The following is a 16402-nucleotide window of genomic DNA, read 5'->3' on the forward strand; positions in this document are numbered from 1 at the left end:
TAATTTATTATAATTATGTTAATTATCGGTAAATAAGGACTTGGTAAACTACGAAGAAATATTCTTGAATAAAATAAAAGATATAAAAGATGAGGGGCGCTACCGTGAATTTACGCACTTTGCGTCATTGCCAGGTAGGCTCCCCCACATTATGGACTATGAAAGAAATAGGGAAGTAATCGTCTGGTGCAGTAATAACTATTTGGGAATGTCACAAAATGAGAGTGTAATTGCCGCTATCCAAAATTCATCTGTTGGTGCTGGAGGAACAAGAAATATATCTGGTACAACAAAAGAGGTTGTCGAACTTGAAAAATCCTTAGCTTGTTTGCATAAAAAAGAGGCTGCTTTAACTTTTGCTTGTGGCTACCTCGCTAACCAGACAACACTTAGCACTTTATCGTCTGTTATTCCGGGCGTAGTAATTTTTTCAGACGAGAAGAACCATTCTTCGATGATAGAAGGCATAAAATCAGGAAAAAGGCCAAAACATATATTTAAACACAATGATGTTAATCATCTAGAGCAGCTACTTAAGTCTATAGACAAAAAGACACCAAAAATCATAGTACTTGAATCCGTATATTCAATGGATGGTGATGTAGCTCCGCTTAAAGAAATATGCGACCTGGCAGATCAACATAATGCAATTACCTATTTGGATGAGGTGCACGCAGTTGGTATGTATGGTTCACATGGTGGTGGAATTGCAGAAAGAGAAGGCCTGATGGATAGAATAACCGTTATTCAAGGTACACTATCGAAGGCTTTTGGAGTGATGGGTGGGTATATCGCGTCTTCAAAGAGCTTGGTAGATGTAATAAGAAGTTCCGCTCCAGGATTTATTTTTACCACTGCTATGTCGCCTGTTTTAGCAGCGGCAGCAAAGTCAAGCGTTGAACACCTAAAATCAAGCAACATTGAAAGGGAAAAGCAAAAGCAAGTCGTTGAAAAAGTAAAAAACTCACTGAGAAATGCAGGAATTAACTTCATTTTAACAGAAACTCATATAATTCCAATAATAATTGGCGACCCAGAGTTATCCAAAAAAGCATCAAAATTATTATTTGATGAGTATGGAATATACGTTCAACATATAAATTACCCGACAGTTCCAAGAGGAACTGAGCGTTTCCGTATTACCCCTACACCTTATCATACCGATGAAATGATAGAACATTTGACAGAATCTCTTGTAAAAGTTCTCGAAAAGTTGTCTATCTCTGTAGCTTGTTTATCCTAATTTAATATCGCCAGCAATAATCAATCCGTTGTCTTCCGTTAGCCTTCCACCGCTTTCTTGTAGAAAAAGTCTACCGAGCAAGGTTTTATATTTGTTAACTCTAGAGTAAACTATTCCTCTGTGCCTTCCTGCCGCAAGGTATGCAAAGCCTAAAATTGTTGAACCGATGGAGCGTACACTACTATTGCCAGGCAGCAATTTATTTAACAAATTACCACTTACATCTATTAGACCACCTTCACGGCTTTTCACCCGCATTTTTATATGACGAGATCTAAAGTCCTCAAGAAAAGCACCTTTCTTTTCTTCTGCCCAAAAAGTTTCTCTAAGAGCCGGAGCATCAATTACAGCCGCCACAACTTTATTTTTATGAATGAGACAGACTGATACTGCAAAATAAACCATACAACTGGAAAAGTTCTCCCTGCCCTCTATAGGCATAATAAACCAGGTATAAGTGTCATCTTTTACTTCTTGATCAGTATCATCTTCGGAAATAAACCCATAGTCTCGTTTGTAGTCGTGCAAGCAATCGTATATGGTTTGCTTGGATTTTGAATAAGTTTTATTGATAAAGTCTGCTGATTTAACATTAGAGATTTGTAATTCATTAAAATCGCGCATAAGCTGCCTGGAAGCACTACGCACAGAATCAAGCATCACATTAATTCGTGGTGATGAGATGGACATTCTTCTTTTTACTCTTTCACTCTTTCATAATAGCTGTCATCTGGAGTATATACTACAATTTTATCCTCTTCTTTTATAAACTGAGGCACGTTAACGCGCATTCCGTTTTCCAAAATTGCAGGCTTATAAGAAGCAGTAGCAGTTTGTCCTTTAATAACAGACTCTGTTTCTTTCACAGCAAGTGTAACATAATCAGGCACATGCGCAGAAATTATTTTGTCTTGATAAGCTACAACTTTAATTTTCATGTTATCCTGTAAATAAATTTTTTTTTCTCCCAATAAGTCCAAATTTATAGTGATTTGCTCGTAATTACTTGGATGCATAAGATTTACAATGTTTCCTTCAGTGAAAAGGTAAACATATTCCTCTTCATCTAAAATTGCCCTTCTGATTGTTGCATCAGAACGAAATCTTTCATAGTGTTTTGCTCCGGTTTTGATGTTTTTCATTTCGGCTTGTATGTATGCACCACCTTTACCAGGTTGAGTATGCATAATACCTACAACCAAAAATAATCCGCCGTTATGTTCCAACACCTGACCTGGTCTGATATCGTTAGCTCTTTCTGCCATAATTACATTTTCAATTTGATCTTATAATTATAAATAGCTTTATATAAATATCAAAGTTTTTATTAGTCAATAAATTCTGGTATATTTAATACTATATACCTCCCCTTTATATTTATATGTGGAAATATCTCTTTAGTGAAAGACAGCATAATACGTTTTTTTGTGCTGATAACTAAAATTTCTAATATATCCCCTGAGCCAAAATTATACACAGATTTTACATTGCCATATAATTCATTACTTTCCAGCCTTACTTCCATATCTACAAGGTCACTTTGATAAAATTCATCCTCATCATTTAGCTCTGGTAACTTGCTTCTTTCTATATATAGCTTCTTATTCCTCAAAAGCTCTGCTTCATTACGGGAATTTACTCCACTTATTGTAGCTATTACTAAATTATCACCTATGATGGATACTGAGTCTATTTTATAATTCTCATCACCACTTATTAGCTCACCATATAAGGAGATATTTTTGGGCTTTTCGGTGAAAGTTTTTAATTTAACAGCTCCTTTAATTCCGTGAGGAGAGGTAATAATTCCTAAGCATACCAGATTGTCGTTCATATTAATATCAAGCATCTAATCAGAAGATTTCTCAGATAAATATTGAGCCAGAATCTCAATTCCTTCATCAATCTCTTTTTCAGTGATAATTAGTGGAGGTAAAATTCTCACAACGTTATCTGATGTTACTCCAACAGTGAGTAAACCACGATGACTTAACTCTTCTGCAAATTTTTGATTGTCTGCTTTCACTTTTATTCCAAGCATTAACCCTTTCCCTCTCACTTCTTCTATTATTGGAAATTTACTTGCTAAGTCTTCTAATTTATTTTTTAAATACTTACCTCTAATTTCAACATTTTTCAAAAAGCCAGGACTGAGCAATTCTTCGAACACAGCATTACCTACTGAGGTTGCAAGCGGATTGCCACCAAAAGTGGAACCGTGCATACCAACTGCCATGTATTTAGCAGCATTTTCAGTCGCAAGACAAGCCCCTAGCGGAAACCCGCCGCCTATTCCCTTTGCAAGAGCACATATATCAGGTTCCACTCCTATATGTTCGTATGCAAATAATTTTCCTATCCTACCAGCACCGCATTGCACGCAATCAAAAAATAACAATATGTCATTTTCATCACACAGCTTTCTTAGTTCTTTCATAAAGACTTCATTCATTACTTTGATACCACCTTGCCCTTGTATTGGTTCTATTAATATAACGCCTATATCACTTGAAATTGCTTTCTTTACACTCTCAATATTGGGCTCGATATTATCACACCAATCAATACAGGGACTCAGTAATTCAGAAAATTTCTGTTTATCGTTTGCAGCACAAGTTAGGAAGGTTCTTCCATGAAATGCACCATGGAATGTTAAAATTCTGTGACGGTTTTTATTGCCTTTTCCGTTTTGATAGACCCTAGCAATCTTAAGCCCACATTCTACTGCCTCTGATCCAGAATTTGAGAAAAATACAGTGTCAGCGAAACTATTGTTTATTAATTTTTCTGCAAAATTATTGGCAGCAGGTATATTATAGGTATTTGATATATGCCATAATTTTTCTCCTTGCAATTTAAGAGCACTAATTAATCGCGAATTAGTGTGACCTAAGCTACTAACGGCTATTCCGGAGTGAAAATCTACGTAGCGCTTACCGTCAATATCATACAAGTAAATATCTTTACCATAAGAAAAATTTATGTTAATAGGAGAATAAACTGGCAAAATAGGAGAAATTGTCATAAAATATTATATGCTAAATTTTATTATTAATAACATAAAAGCCGTTGTTTCGCAATGAGTAAGGATATGTATAAGATAGGTAAATTAATGTTTTCTGCACTGGGAAAAAACAAATACACAAAAGTTATCGCATTATTCTCATCAATTTTTATGATTTTATTCAGTGTGATATATTGTAATTATTTACTAAGGAGTAATTTCCTTTCTTCTTACCGTGATTCAAGTGTAAACTTAAAAAGTGTATTAGAAAATGGTATAATAAAAAAATACCATTATTTACTAATAGAAAAGCATCACATTAAATACAAAAATTTTGACTACATAAACCAACTAGTAAAACTGCGTGCTGAATTATTACAATCAGTGAGCAAAGTAAAGGATTTCAGCTTAATACTGTATGATCAAAACGGCAGAATAATATTCAGTAATTTTAACACTCAAGATTATGATTATGAACAGTTACTTACAAACGATGAAATTGATAAATTATTAAGTAACCAAGAAATACTTTATACTACAGGAAATACATTAACTTCTATTTTCCCTATATTCCATGAAAATAGCGCTAAGCCGTCGTTTTTTTTGAAGATTCTTCGAAGCTACAATAATTCTTATGTTATAGCATATGGCCTATTTTTAATATTTTTAGGCTTATTATTAATAATTTTAATATTAATAATGTTCTATTTGCACTTTTCTAATACCAAAATGCTGGCCAAGCAACATAAAACTAACATTGAATTACAGCAGATAAAAGAGGCATTAGAGCAAGAAAATGCAAACAAGCTAAAGTTTTTTGCAAGCGTTACACATGAATTACGCACACCTCTTAATGCTATTATTGGATTTGCAGAGTTGATCAAAAATGAAACTTTAGGTTCAATGGATAACTCTCAATACAAGGAGTATGCAGACGATATATATAATGCAGGGACACACTTACTTGCCTTAATTAATGATGTGCTCGATTTTTCTAAAGCTGAATCAAGTAGTTTAACAGTAGAAAAAGTGAAGTTTAACCTGAACAAAATAATAGATTCATGCGTAAATATGCTATTACCTAAATTAAAAGAAGCAGGGATTAATTTAAAAAAAGAGATGACTAATAAACAATTATTAGTCATTGCAGATTCCAAGAGAATGAAACAAGTTATAATAAATTTATTATCAAACTCAATCAAGTTTACTCCTAAAGATGGTTTAATAAGAATGGTGATAAAAGAAAATATAGAAAAAAACTTATTAACCATTGAGTTTCATGACAATGGAATAGGAATAATGCAGCAGGATATATATAAAGTTATGTCTGTTTTTGGCCAAGCAGATTCGGGATATAGAAACGAAGGTACGGGCATCGGATTACCGCTAAGCAAGAAATTAGTAGAGTTAATGGGTGGAACTTTTGACATTAAAAGTGAAGCGAAACTTGGTACTACGATAACATTGAACTTCTTTTATGAAGAACAAACATGTGAAGATTCGATTGATTTTTAATAGGATCTATTTGATATGGCCTTACATCAGACGAAAACCACACTTTATCAAAAGCGGCAAGCCGAGAAGGCAGTTATCAATAAGCCCCCTATCAAGAATCTTATCTGTGTTAGCTATATATAAAATTTGATACTCTGACTACAATATACTACTATAGATAGAAGCGTTATTAATGGAGCAAGGTATGGAGTTAGTAGTAGGAAATAATGCACCTGATTTTAGTTTACCAACAGATTCTGGTGAAAATTTATCACTGAGTGAATTTTTTGATAAAAAAAATGTAGCTCTTTATTTTTATCCTAAAGACGATACTCCGGGTTGTACGATGGAAGCAAAAGGCTTTAGAGATAAAATAGATGATTTTTCTTCCCTTGACACAGTGATAATTGGTGTATCAAAAGATAGTGTTAAGTGCCACACTAACTTCAAAGCAAAATACTCTCTGCCGTTTTCTTTAGTTTCTGATGAGAATGCTGAAATGTTGGGAAAATATGGTGTTTGGGTAGAGAAAAGTATGTTTGGCAAAAAGTATATGGGAATAGAACGCACTACTTTTTTAATAGATAAAAAAGGTAAAATAGTGAAGATCTGGAAAAATGTAAAAGTTAGTGGACATGTTGATGAGGTTCTGGAAGAAGTAAAGAGAATATAAACTAAAGAATAGGTTAATGGCTACCCATTGCTACATAAAAAAGCTGAAATTACATAATTTTCGTAGCCACTCAAACTTTGAACTGGATTCAGATGATAGCTCAGTTGTAATAACTGGCGAAAATGGTATTGGTAAAACTAATATACTTGAAGCAATCTCGTTGCTTGCTAAAAGCAATGGAATGAAAAAAGCAAAAGCCAGTGAGATACAAAATAGATTCAGTAATGAAGATTGGGTAGTGCACTATGATTTTTTTAATGGAACGGATTTTAATTCAATTGGTATCGCAAAGAGTTTTGATAAGAAACTAATACAAATTGATGGAAAAACGCAATCAAGTTATTCATCTCTGTATAAGATATCCAATGTAATATGGCTGATTCCACAAATGGACTATGTTCTTCTTAATTCTCCAAGTGACAGATTAAAATTTTTAGACCGTATAGTTTCACTGTTTGAAGAAAATTACACTTGCTGCTACATGAAATATAGAAAAGCTAAACATGAGCGAAGTAAACTATTGAGGGAGAACATTTTGAACAAAAACTGGTTCTCTAGTCTTGAAAACATAATGGCCGTTAATGCAGTTAGTATTTTACATATGCGATCGTCTGTTTTAAAAATATTACAAGATACAATTGATAACCATTCCAGTAAGCTTTTTCCGAAGGCAAGTTTGAAATTCAGCAGCCAGCTAACTTTGGACGATACTGCAGAATATTTTCAGAATCGTCTAAAGGAAAACAGAGAAAAAGATTCATTGACTGGTAGAGTAACCCTTGGTGTGCATAACGATAATTTCCGGGTTTTTTGTCAAAAAAGAAACGTACCAATAAATCTGTGCTCCACTGGAGAACAAAAGTTATTACTGCTTTCTATTATTTTATCCAGTGTAAAAGCAAGGTGTATTCATTACAATAAGGCACCACTTCTTCTACTTGATGATATAATGTCTCATCTGGATAAACATTACAGAAAGGCGTTAATGGAGGAAGTGTTAAGTATTCAATGTCAAACTTGGATAACTGATGTAAATCAAGATAATTTCAATAGCTATCTTTATTCTTTCAAGTTTTTTGAATTATCAAATGAATAGTACCTCTTTCAAAGCTCATACAGGCAACTCCCAATTGTAAATTCCGGCAATTAAACCTCAAACCAAAACATTTCTGTTTTTTTTACTTTAAATTAAATGCAAAAGTTACTTTACAAACTTCGCCAGTCCCCTTATCATGAAACTGAAGCTATTTATTTATCTTCGCAATCTCTGCAGTGGATTAATGATAAAAAACTTAATGTATTTGGCGTAAATCATGCTGAATTTTTGCACTATGTGCACCTCATGTCTTTATAAAACTTCTAGGTTTCTACCTATATAAGCTGAAACGCGCTTACAAAGCGTTTAAGATAGCAAAAAACGTCAAATTGACAAGGGAGAATTTGAATGCTAGCCACCCTAGGGTTTCTTTGCCTTTTTTTTCGCTCAGTAAATTTCTTAATGTTTATAATTTAGATTAGTTGCGGCTTAAAAGCAGCTGAATCGCGGTTATTAAGCGTTTAGAATAAAAAAACGCCATACTTGAAAGTATAATGTAAGTAATTAGCCAACCACGGGGCTTCTTTTGCCTTTTTTTTCATTTGGTAAATTTCTTAATATTCATAGCTAAACGACAACCGTTATTCCGCTGCTTGTTAGCTGATGAGATACCGCGAATGAACCGCGGTATGACGGTATGCGGCGGCATGACGATAAGCCTTGTCATTCCAGCGCGTGACGCTGGAATCTAAACTTTAACTGATATGATTACAGAAAGAGAATTTATTAGGTATTCATAGACACTGAAAGTGTTCAGCTTGACCAATTTCAAGTAAAGAAAACTACGTTTGTGCCTCCAATAATTTCTATTACTTATCCGCTACTGCACCGTCTTTACAAATCACACCTCCTGGTGTTATTTTTGAAACGACTACAGGAGCGCCAAAAAACACAGCAGTGAACGCACCGAGTGCAAAAAGCGCTGGCCATGGCATTCTGCCGAATATCGCAAGCAAAGCTGCACCAATTATCACTATTGTGATCATCGGTCCGCCTATGCCGTGAGTATAGCCTATTATCTTGCATATCACCGATGATGTTATATCATTTTTATCAACAAAAGTATTTGTAGCATTTGCATCAAATGCAAAGGAGAGAATTAAAGCCACAAGTAGAAGAAAATTTTTCATTACGCCTCCGATAATTTCTATTTAATGCTGGATTATCCTTTACTTTGATTAAATTTAAGTAAATGGTGAGGATTTTTTGCTTAAAAGTATCCTTTATTTCATTTAGAATACTTTTCTTGGTTCGTCTATATTACAGTGCTACAGAAATTTTACAGCATCGTTTATTGCCTTTATCGTGCTTTGATTGACACAATTCATAATGATGGAGTGGAGCATGCAGGGTATTTATCATTTTTAATTCTGTTATCAATATTTCCTTTTCTCATCGTTTTAATGGCTGTGGCGTCAACATTCGCAAATTTTTTAGACCAGTACAACATTGGCTGGGTATTTATCATTGATAACATGCCACAGGATATTTTATCATCTTTGATGCCGCGTATTAGGGAGATAATATCAGGCCCGCCGCAAAGCTTACTAACTTTAGCAATTGTAGGTGCTGTTTGGACCGCTTCATCGACAATTGAAGGGCTTAGAACAATACTCAATAAGGCCTATAAAGTTCCGGTTTCGCCGCCTTATATATTAAGAAGAGTACTAAGTATATTACAATTTTTAGTAATCACGCTTATTATAACTCTAACTATAGTGTTTTCTACACTAGTACCAATGCTAATTGATTTTTCCTATCAGGTGCTAAGTTATACTAGGTATTTACTTATTGAATTTGTACTTTTCACAGTAGTCTCTTGGCTATATTTTATGTTACCAAACGTAAAACAAAATTTATCAGACGTATTTCCTGGATCTTGTGTAGCTGTTATTCTTTGGACGATTTCTGCTTCAGCTTTTAAGCAATACTTAAAAGCTTCCTTTGACCAACTGGATTTGATATATGGAAGTTTAGGTGGTGTGGTAGTGTCATTACTATTTTTTTATATGCTAAGTTTGATTTTTATATATGGAGCAAAATTCAATTTTCAGCTAAAATATTTCAATGGATCTCGCTAAGGAGAAAGAAATGGGTAAGTTAGAAGGTAAAGTAGCTTTAATCACCGGAGCTTCAGGTGGAATAGGCTCTGCTGTTGCAAAAAGGTTTATAAGAGAAGGTGCATGTGTGATTCTGATTTCAAGATCTCTTGATAATCTCAAGCCACTATATAATGAAATTGAAGAGCTTGAAGAATTTAAAGAAGGCTCTGTGAAACTAATTCAGCTTGATCTTTTAGACTTTGAGAATGTAAAGATACTGACAAACATGATAGAAAGCCTGAAATTATCAGAATCTGGAGCACTTGATATATTAGTTGTGTGTGCTGGAATTTTAGGCAAACTGAACCCCATTCATGACTGTGAGATTGAAGAGCTACAGAACGTAATGAATACAAATTTTACTGCCAATTGGTACTTACTAAAAAACTTAGATCCAATGCTAAAAAAGTCTAATGCTGGAAGAGCGATATTCATGACCTCAGAAGTGACACTTTCTCCTTCCTCTTATCCATATTGGATGCCGTATGCTGCAAGTAAAGTTGCACTAGAAATAATGGTGCAGATATATGCATCTGAGACAAAACATACAAAATTATGTGTAAATGCTGTATACACGGAAGGACCTGTGGGTAGTGAGCAGGCATTTCCTGGATCTGAATTGGTGTCACCTGATAAACTAACAGATAAATTTGTGGAATTAGCTTCTGAAGACTGCGGCATATCAGGAAAAATCTTACCGCTTAGCAAATCTCCCGAATAAATTACCATAGTATCTGCAAAGATACCGTTAAGCCCACAACTGTATGAACATTGTGATTTGAGAGTAATCTCCACTAGGAAGGATGTCATCCCAGTGCCTCTATGGTGTCATTCCAGTGCTTGACACTGGAATCTAGTCTTTATTATGCAGCCACTTATTTAAAGTTAAGTTTTCTGGATCCCAGACTGGGATGACACCTCTGGGCACTGCCGTCATAAAGGAACCAGTGTCAGCTACTTGAATGACATCATTTGCTGTGCAATTTACCTTCAAAAATGAATGTTTGTACAGCTGTGTGTCAAGCACTGGAATCTGCCACGCAAATTGCAATGTTCGTACAGTTATGCGTCAAGCCTAAAAGTAATTAGCTAATAGGTTTAATAAAAATTCACATATACAGGAAAGATTGGTAACATTACTTGAATAGAGACCGTTATTGTAATTATGCCGAAACGCACAGATATAGAATCTATATTAGTAATAGGAGCAGGCCCAATAGTTATAGGTCAGGCATGCGAGTTTGATTATTCCGGAACGCAAAGCTGTAAAGTATTAAAAAGCGAAGGTTATAAAGTCATTTTGGTTAACTCCAACCCCGCAACTATAATGACAGATCCTGAGTTTTCTGATGCGACGTATATTGAGCCGGTACTGCCTGAAATCATAGAGAAAATTATAATTAAGGAGAGGCCAGACGCAATATTGCCAACAATGGGCGGGCAAACAGCGCTCAATTGTGCAATAAAACTTGCAGATGATGGAGTGTTAGACAAATACAACGTAGAATTAATAGGGGTAAATAGAGAAGCAATAAAAAAAGCAGAGGATAGAGAGTTATTCCGCCAATCCATGGATAAAATAGGACTGAAATACCCCAAAAGTATCATTATAAAAAATCAAGAACAAATAAAAAAGGCTTTGGATTACGTTGGATTACCAGCAATCATTCGTTCATCATTCACTCTTGGTGGTGCAGGTAGTGGCATAGCATATAATAAAGAGGAGTTTTTCAATATCGCAGAAAGTGCTCTCAAAATTTCGCCAATAAATGAAGTTCAGATAGATGAATCAATTATCGGCTGGAAAGAGTATGAAATGGAAGTTATCCGCGATTGTAAAGATAACTGCATAATAGTCTGTTCGATAGAAAATGTTGATCCGATGGGAGTGCACACCGGAGATAGTATTACGGTTGCTCCTGCTTTGACTCTGCGTGATGCTGAATATCAACAAATGAGAAATGCATCTATAGCAGTGCTGAGAGAAATTGATGTTAGTGCCGGCGGTGCAAATGTTCAGTTTGCAGTAAATCCTAAAGAAGATGGAAGCCTCGTTGTAATTGAAATGAATCCAAGGGTTTCTCGCTCTTCTGCACTTGCTTCGAAAGCAACAGGCTATCCTATTGCAAAAGTTGTAACCAAACTTGCTATCGGCTATTCGCTCGATGAAATACGTAACGACTGCGCTCCAATAATACCAGCAGCATTCGAACCAGTGATTGATTATATCGTCACTAAAATTCCTCGATTTGAGTTTGAGAAATTTAAGGGGACGAATTGTGAATTATCAACCTCCATGAAATCAGTGGGAGAAGTGATGTCTATAGGCCGCACTTTTAATGAGTCACTACAGAAAGCTTTCCGTTCACTTGAAACTGATTTTACAGGACTTGATGAAGTATTTCCTGAGAACATTGATATTGATCACATAAAATCTCAATTAGCAAAATTGCTACCAAACAGATTACTGATTGCTGCTGACGCAATGCGCCACGGAATTAGCATAGAAGAAATAAATTCGATTACAGGATATGACTTATGGTTTCTGCAAAATATACAGCAAATCATCTTGGCTGAACAAAAAATCAAGGAAAACGGCCTTCCTGAGACTGCATATGAAATGTTAGAGATGAAAAAAATGGGATTTTCAGATGCAAGATTAGCAAAGTTAAGTAATAGACCTACCTCTGTCATTCCAGTACCCTCTAATGTCATCCCAGTGCGTGACACTGGGATCCAGCCAGCGTTACACGCTGGAGATCGAGTAAAACAAATCGAAGAAATAAGAAAAAAATTTGGCATTAAACAAGTTTATAAACGCGTAGACACCTGTGCAGCTGAATTTGAATCGAGCACTGCTTATATGTATGGCTGCTATGAGGGTGATGTTGAAAATAAAACGGAATGTGAGGCGAATATTTCTGACCGAGAAAAGGTTGTCATTTTAGGAAGTGGTCCAAATCGCATTGGTCAAGGTATTGAGTTTGATTATGCATGCGTACATGCAGCTTCTGCCGCCAAAGAAATGGGGTATGAAACAATAATGATCAACTGTAATCCCGAAACTGTCTCAACTGACTACGATACCGCTGATCGTTTATATTTTGCACCACTCATTGCAGAGGATGTGCTTGAAATACTAAGTAAAGAGCAAGAAAATGGCACACTGGTTGGTGTAATAGTTCAAATAGGCGGTCAAACACCTTTAAAGTTAGCCAAAGTGCTTAACGAGAGAGGTTTCAAAATTCTGGGAACTTCGTTTGATTCTATTGACCTTGCAGAAGATCGCATGAGATTTAAAAATCTTGCTTTGCAACTTAATTTAAAACAACCTGAAAATTCTATCTGCCATTCAGTAGAAGAAGCGTTAACCAACGCAGAAAAGGTGGGGTTTCCACTAGTAGTCAGGCCATCATATGTCCTCGGCGGTCAGTCTATGTCGATTAGACACGATACTCAGAGCTTCAAAGAGTATGTCTTGAATCAAACCAAAATTTTTGAACACGGATCGCTGCTTCTTGATAAATTTTTAGTCAATGCAGTTGAGGTTGACGTTGATGCTGTATGTGATGGGGAAAAAGTTTTCATTGCAGCGGTCATGGAGCACATTGAAGAAGCTGGTATCCACTCTGGCGATTCAACATGCTCAATACCGACAAATACATTGAGTGACGAAGTAATAAAAGAGATTAAGCTACAAACTGAAAGAATAGCATTAGCATTAAAAGTGAAAGGTCTGATAAACATTCAGTTTGCTGTTCAAGAGAATAGACCTCTTGCAGAACCTGTTTGTGATGAGAAATCTTTAGGAAAAGTGCAGATGAGCACCACAGAATACTCGAATGTATTTGAGGAGCGCAGACAAGCTTTGACGACAAAATTGCCTTCAGAAATCGAGTTATGCAAGAGGTCTAGTGATGTATACATACTTGAAGTGAATTTAAGGGCTAGTCGCACAGTTCCTTTTATTTCCAAGGTAATCAATATTCCTATTGCAAAGCTTGCCACTCAGGTTATTTTGGGTAAAAAATTGAATCAGGAAAACAAGCCTTTCAATCATTTTGCAGTTAAAGCTGCTGTTTTTCCATTTACCCGCTTTGCAGGAGTGGATACTTTACTTGGTCCTGAAATGAAATCAACAGGAGAAGTGATGGGAATCGACTCATCTTTCGAAGCTGCACTTGCAAAAGTGCACATGGCTGCAGGATACAAGTTACCAACAGAAGGAGCAGCTCTGGTTTCAGTAAAAGATGATGATAAAGAGTATATATTGCCTGTTGTACGAATGTTGAAAGAACTGAGTTTTGAAATATATGCCACCAAAGGCACAGCTTCGTATCTGAACAATAACGGCATTGCTGCACAAGCTGTAAATAAAGTAAGAGAAGGCAGACCCCACATAGTTGATATGCTCAAAGATGGAAAAATAAATCTAGTGATCAATACCTCAAAAGGTGTGAAATCAGTTTCAGATAGCAAAGATATCAGGAGAACTGCTATTTTGCAAAATATAGCTTACAGTACCACAGCTTCTGGGAGTAAAGCGTTAGTGCTTGCAATTCAATATGTAAAGAATAGCAAATTGGAAGTGAAATCATTACAGCAGATACAAAACGGTTAAATATCAAAACTAGAATAATTCACTCTCAAAATGCTAAAGAGAACATAATAAAAAGATGGAAATTTTGAAGGAAATAGTATACCTAAAGAATCAACTAGCGTAATTGAACAGCCAAATGCTACAACGAATACTCCACAATCTTACCTAGAGGACACTTCCCTTATATGTTAAGAACAAGTCTTTATAAATATCAAAGTAGTGATATTAAAGACACACAGAGAAGAGGAACCGTCACGCCCCTTGATTATAAGAATCGTTGTTCAGCAAGGTTCTCTTCTCTGGTTTATTATACTGAAAGTTCCGAACAACTGATTGAGCTTTTAGGCTCGTATATAAGGCTGGAAAATGCAGTATATGTTATTATTACGGAGGAATTATGAATTCATCAAACATTATTGCTGGCATTGATGTTAGCAAAAGTAAATTAGATCTCCACATTCACCCACTTGAGCATTATAAAATATTTGAAAACAATGTACAATCCATTGATGAAATGCTGGACTTTTTACGTTTGCATAATGTAACCAAAATTGGTCTTGAGGCAACTGGTGGATACGAAAAATTATGTGCCTATACTTTACTAAGCAATGGTTTTGAAGTGTACGTCATTCAACCAAGGTGGGAGAGACTATGCTAAAAGCCTTGGTATTACTACAAAAACTGATAAAATAGACTGCAGTATCATCTCACGTTATATTAATAATACAGATATGCGTGTTACTCCTTTAACAGTTAGTAATGGTAATATTGATTGCTTGAAACAAAAATTATCTCGTAGAAACCAACTTGTAGAAATAGCAAAAATACAAAAAACCCAAATCCAACAGGTAACTGATACATCTATAATCAAACAAATAGAGGAACTTCTTGCAATTTTACGTAATCAAATTAAAACTTTAGAAGATGAAATGATTACATTTATCGATCAAAACCAAGAGCTTAAAAGAAAATATATATCAATAACTATATAGTAGCGGGATGACGGTTTTTCAAATTGTCGGTAAATCTAAGTCAGTTTAGCTATAGGCAGCAATTTTCTGTATTTATTTTAAATTGAAGAAAGCTCAAATGAAAGATCGTGTTTTGCTAAAAATCACAGAATGCAGTCTGGTTACTATTTAAAAGGATATGTTCAAAAAAACTGTGTCAAATCAACTCATACACTTCATTACCAACTTCATGATGAAGTTCCGCAGTTGGATGGAAATAATCAAAAAAGAAATAATCCTTTAGTGTTTCTTTGCTACACCCAGGGTTATAGTGAACGTCAAGTTCCCCTTTAAATATCAACTTTAAGAGTATTTTTATATTTTCTTTAAATCTCCCAACTTGGTCTGCAATGTTCGATGTGCATGCATCTTGACAATTTAAACCTTTGCTCTTGTATTCGCTAAACATACTTCTCATTTTAGAGTTAAGATCAAATGCTTTTATTTCAAGATTTGTACTTTTCTTCATATAATCTAAGCCTTTAGCCAGTTTTGCATTGAAACTCTCCGTGAGCTTTGTAGCTAGTTCCCTTGCTTCTTCATCTCTATTAAAAGCTGGTATTGAGCCAACTTCAGGTGCATTTGCAACAACTACATGCTTAACACCATGTTCATTTAGAACCTTAAGTGCATTACATATTTCACTCACTGCTTGTTCCAACACTTCTTCCGCTTTAGTATCGTCATAAGCAGTGGCAACCATAACATCATTTCCGCCGATTATGATGCAAAATAAATCTTCTTTACCTATATCTGGATGATGTTTAATTACCGCATCTAGCTGGTTAGCTAAACGAAATTTATTGAAGAAATAAGAAAAAATAGGGTCAAAAATTTCAGATGCTGTTGCATATGAAACTGCGTAATTCTGACCTTGCTGTTCGTGGCATCTCCCAAAAAATGAATAACTCCACCCAGGTTTAAATTCATCTAAATCTAAATATTTTGCTATATATTCAACAGCAGTAGGGCCATTGCTAAAAGATCTTCCTTGATAAAAAGGATCATCAAATTTTACGCTTTTTGCAAAGGATAAATTATTTAAAATTCCAATGATTGCGCCATTATCGGATAAGCTATCACCCAGAACATAAAAATTTCTATACTTTGAATTAGAATTGTCATTTTTGTTTGTCATAATATTTACCGTAGATTAGCATGTTGTTTCATTAGATTCATA

The 16402-nt window shown here is 35.1% G+C and carries 17 protein-coding genes; 10 read left to right on the forward strand and 7 right to left on the reverse strand.

The annotated features are described in order from the left end of the window. The first annotated feature begins 40 nt into the window (after positions 1–40). A complete protein-coding gene (gene hemA / locus ABWU40_RS01175) occupies positions 41–1243 on the forward strand; it encodes a 5-aminolevulinate synthase (protein WP_141456861.1) in 1203 nt (400 codons plus the stop codon). Here hemA and ABWU40_RS01180 read toward each other — a convergent pair. From ABWU40_RS01180 to ABWU40_RS01195, 4 genes are all read right to left on the reverse strand, one after another. Further along, positions 1235–1933: an inositol monophosphatase family protein gene (locus ABWU40_RS01180; protein ID WP_015589485.1), complete on the reverse strand. Its 699-nt coding sequence runs from the start codon at positions 1931–1933 to the stop codon at positions 1235–1237. The two genes, hemA and ABWU40_RS01180, sit on opposite strands and share 9 nt — an antisense overlap. An 8-nt stretch (positions 1934–1941) precedes the next feature. Continuing rightward, positions 1942–2508 (reverse strand): elongation factor P, encoded by a 567-nt coding sequence (gene efp, locus ABWU40_RS01185; RefSeq protein WP_012673415.1) that lies wholly within the window; start codon positions 2506–2508, stop codon positions 1942–1944. Between the two features lie 62 nt (positions 2509–2570). After that, positions 2571–3077 carry a ribosome maturation factor RimM gene (rimM, locus tag ABWU40_RS01190; protein ID WP_015589486.1) on the reverse strand — a complete coding sequence of 169 codons (507 nt, stop codon included), beginning with the start codon at positions 3075–3077 and terminating at the stop codon, positions 2571–2573. Positions 3078–3092: 15 nt separating this feature from the next. Next, positions 3093–4268: an aspartate aminotransferase family protein gene (locus ABWU40_RS01195; RefSeq protein WP_353279219.1), complete on the reverse strand. Its 1176-nt coding sequence runs from the start codon at positions 4266–4268 to the stop codon at positions 3093–3095. Positions 4269–4334: 66 nt separating this feature from the next. On the opposite strand from ABWU40_RS01195, the gene ABWU40_RS01200 reads away from it, so the two are divergent. The 3 genes from ABWU40_RS01200 to recF all read left to right on the forward strand — a co-directional run bounded on the left by ABWU40_RS01200 (position 4335) and on the right by recF (position 7510). Beyond that, entirely contained in the window at positions 4335–5762 is a 1428-nt protein-coding gene (locus tag ABWU40_RS01200; protein ID WP_015589488.1) for a sensor histidine kinase, read from the forward strand. A 184-nt stretch (positions 5763–5946) separates the two neighbouring features. After that, complete coding sequence (gene bcp / locus ABWU40_RS01205) at positions 5947–6414, forward strand: thioredoxin-dependent thiol peroxidase (protein ID WP_015589489.1); 468 nt, start codon at positions 5947–5949, stop codon at positions 6412–6414. A 16-nt stretch (positions 6415–6430) separates the two neighbouring features. Beyond that, complete coding sequence (recF, locus tag ABWU40_RS01210) at positions 6431–7510, forward strand: DNA replication/repair protein RecF (protein ID WP_015589490.1); 1080 nt, start codon at positions 6431–6433, stop codon at positions 7508–7510. Positions 7511–8319: 809 nt separating this feature from the next. Here the strand turns inward: recF and ABWU40_RS01215 are convergent. After that, positions 8320–8640 carry a TrbC/VirB2 family protein gene (locus ABWU40_RS01215; RefSeq protein WP_353279221.1) on the reverse strand — a complete coding sequence of 107 codons (321 nt, stop codon included), beginning with the start codon at positions 8638–8640 and terminating at the stop codon, positions 8320–8322. A 135-nt stretch (positions 8641–8775) separates the two neighbouring features. On the opposite strand from ABWU40_RS01215, the gene ABWU40_RS01220 reads away from it, so the two are divergent. Beyond that, on the forward strand, positions 8776–9591 hold the full coding sequence (locus ABWU40_RS01220) for a YihY/virulence factor BrkB family protein (RefSeq protein WP_141456860.1): 816 nt from the start codon (positions 8776–8778) through the stop codon (positions 9589–9591). Further along, entirely contained in the window at positions 9578–10333 is a 756-nt protein-coding gene (locus ABWU40_RS01225; RefSeq protein WP_174516753.1) for an SDR family oxidoreductase, read from the forward strand. Before ABWU40_RS01220 ends, ABWU40_RS01225 begins: the two co-directional genes overlap by 14 nt. A gap of 132 nt (positions 10334–10465) precedes the next feature. Here the strand turns inward: ABWU40_RS01225 and ABWU40_RS01230 are convergent, their stop codons facing one another. Continuing rightward, complete coding sequence (locus tag ABWU40_RS01230) at positions 10466–10639, reverse strand: hypothetical protein (RefSeq protein ID WP_167471214.1); 174 nt, start codon at positions 10637–10639, stop codon at positions 10466–10468. A 138-nt stretch (positions 10640–10777) separates the two neighbouring features. Between ABWU40_RS01230 and carB the strand changes: the two genes are divergently transcribed. The 4 genes from carB to ABWU40_RS01250 all read left to right on the forward strand — a co-directional run bounded on the left by carB (position 10778) and on the right by ABWU40_RS01250 (position 15204). Next, the gene (gene carB, locus ABWU40_RS01235; protein ID WP_197907092.1) at positions 10778–14233 is read left to right on the forward strand and encodes a carbamoyl-phosphate synthase large subunit; all 3456 of its coding nucleotides are present in this window, start codon (positions 10778–10780) and stop codon (positions 14231–14233) included. A gap of 164 nt (positions 14234–14397) precedes the next feature. After that, complete coding sequence (locus ABWU40_RS01240; RefSeq protein ID WP_006279709.1) at positions 14398–14613, forward strand: hypothetical protein; 216 nt, start codon at positions 14398–14400, stop codon at positions 14611–14613. Next, positions 14610–14870, forward strand: coding sequence for an IS110 family transposase (locus tag ABWU40_RS01245; RefSeq protein WP_010082049.1), 261 nt, complete (start codon positions 14610–14612; stop codon positions 14868–14870). Before ABWU40_RS01240 ends, ABWU40_RS01245 begins: the two co-directional genes overlap by 4 nt. Beyond that, complete coding sequence (locus tag ABWU40_RS01250; protein WP_227738574.1) at positions 14821–15204, forward strand: hypothetical protein; 384 nt, start codon at positions 14821–14823, stop codon at positions 15202–15204. The genes ABWU40_RS01245 and ABWU40_RS01250 overlap by 50 nt, the downstream gene beginning before the upstream one ends. A 175-nt stretch (positions 15205–15379) precedes the next feature. Here ABWU40_RS01250 and ABWU40_RS01255 read toward each other — a convergent pair whose 3' ends face one another. Beyond that, complete coding sequence (locus tag ABWU40_RS01255; protein WP_010082050.1) at positions 15380–16360, reverse strand: SGNH/GDSL hydrolase family protein; 981 nt, start codon at positions 16358–16360, stop codon at positions 15380–15382. Between the last annotated feature and the right edge of the window lie 42 nt (positions 16361–16402).

The sequence above is a fragment of the Wolbachia endosymbiont (group A) of Cydia amplana genome (assembly GCF_964028495.1).
Taxonomy (GTDB): domain Bacteria; phylum Pseudomonadota; class Alphaproteobacteria; order Rickettsiales; family Anaplasmataceae; genus Wolbachia; species Wolbachia pipientis.

What these genes read in the sequence shown, in the direction of transcription:
- ABWU40_RS01180 (WP_015589485.1), bottom strand. Translation starts at nt 1,933, where the DNA reads ATGTCCATCTCATCACCACGAATTAATGTGATGCTTGATTCTGTGCGT.
- efp (WP_012673415.1), bottom strand. Translation starts at nt 2,508, where the DNA reads ATGGCAGAAAGAGCTAACGATATCAGACCAGGTCAGGTGTTGGAACAT.
- rimM (WP_015589486.1), bottom strand. Translation starts at nt 3,077, where the DNA reads ATGAACGACAATCTGGTATGCTTAGGAATTATTACCTCTCCTCACGGA.
- ABWU40_RS01195 (WP_353279219.1), bottom strand. Translation starts at nt 4,268, where the DNA reads ATGACAATTTCTCCTATTTTGCCAGTTTATTCTCCTATTAACATAAAT.
- ABWU40_RS01200 (WP_015589488.1), top strand. Translation starts at nt 4,335, where the DNA reads ATGTATAAGATAGGTAAATTAATGTTTTCTGCACTGGGAAAAAACAAA.
- bcp (WP_015589489.1), top strand. Translation starts at nt 5,947, where the DNA reads ATGGAGTTAGTAGTAGGAAATAATGCACCTGATTTTAGTTTACCAACA.
- recF (WP_015589490.1), top strand. Translation starts at nt 6,431, where the DNA reads ATGGCTACCCATTGCTACATAAAAAAGCTGAAATTACATAATTTTCGT.
- ABWU40_RS01215 (WP_353279221.1), bottom strand. Translation starts at nt 8,640, where the DNA reads ATGAAAAATTTTCTTCTACTTGTGGCTTTAATTCTCTCCTTTGCATTT.
- ABWU40_RS01225 (WP_174516753.1), top strand. Translation starts at nt 9,578, where the DNA reads ATGGATCTCGCTAAGGAGAAAGAAATGGGTAAGTTAGAAGGTAAAGTA.
- carB (WP_197907092.1), top strand. Translation starts at nt 10,778, where the DNA reads ATGCCGAAACGCACAGATATAGAATCTATATTAGTAATAGGAGCAGGC.
- ABWU40_RS01240 (WP_006279709.1), top strand. Translation starts at nt 14,398, where the DNA reads ATGTTAAGAACAAGTCTTTATAAATATCAAAGTAGTGATATTAAAGAC.
- ABWU40_RS01245 (WP_010082049.1), top strand. Translation starts at nt 14,610, where the DNA reads ATGAATTCATCAAACATTATTGCTGGCATTGATGTTAGCAAAAGTAAA.
- ABWU40_RS01250 (WP_227738574.1), top strand. Translation starts at nt 14,821, where the DNA reads ATGGTTTTGAAGTGTACGTCATTCAACCAAGGTGGGAGAGACTATGCT.
- ABWU40_RS01255 (WP_010082050.1), bottom strand. Translation starts at nt 16,360, where the DNA reads ATGACAAACAAAAATGACAATTCTAATTCAAAGTATAGAAATTTTTAT.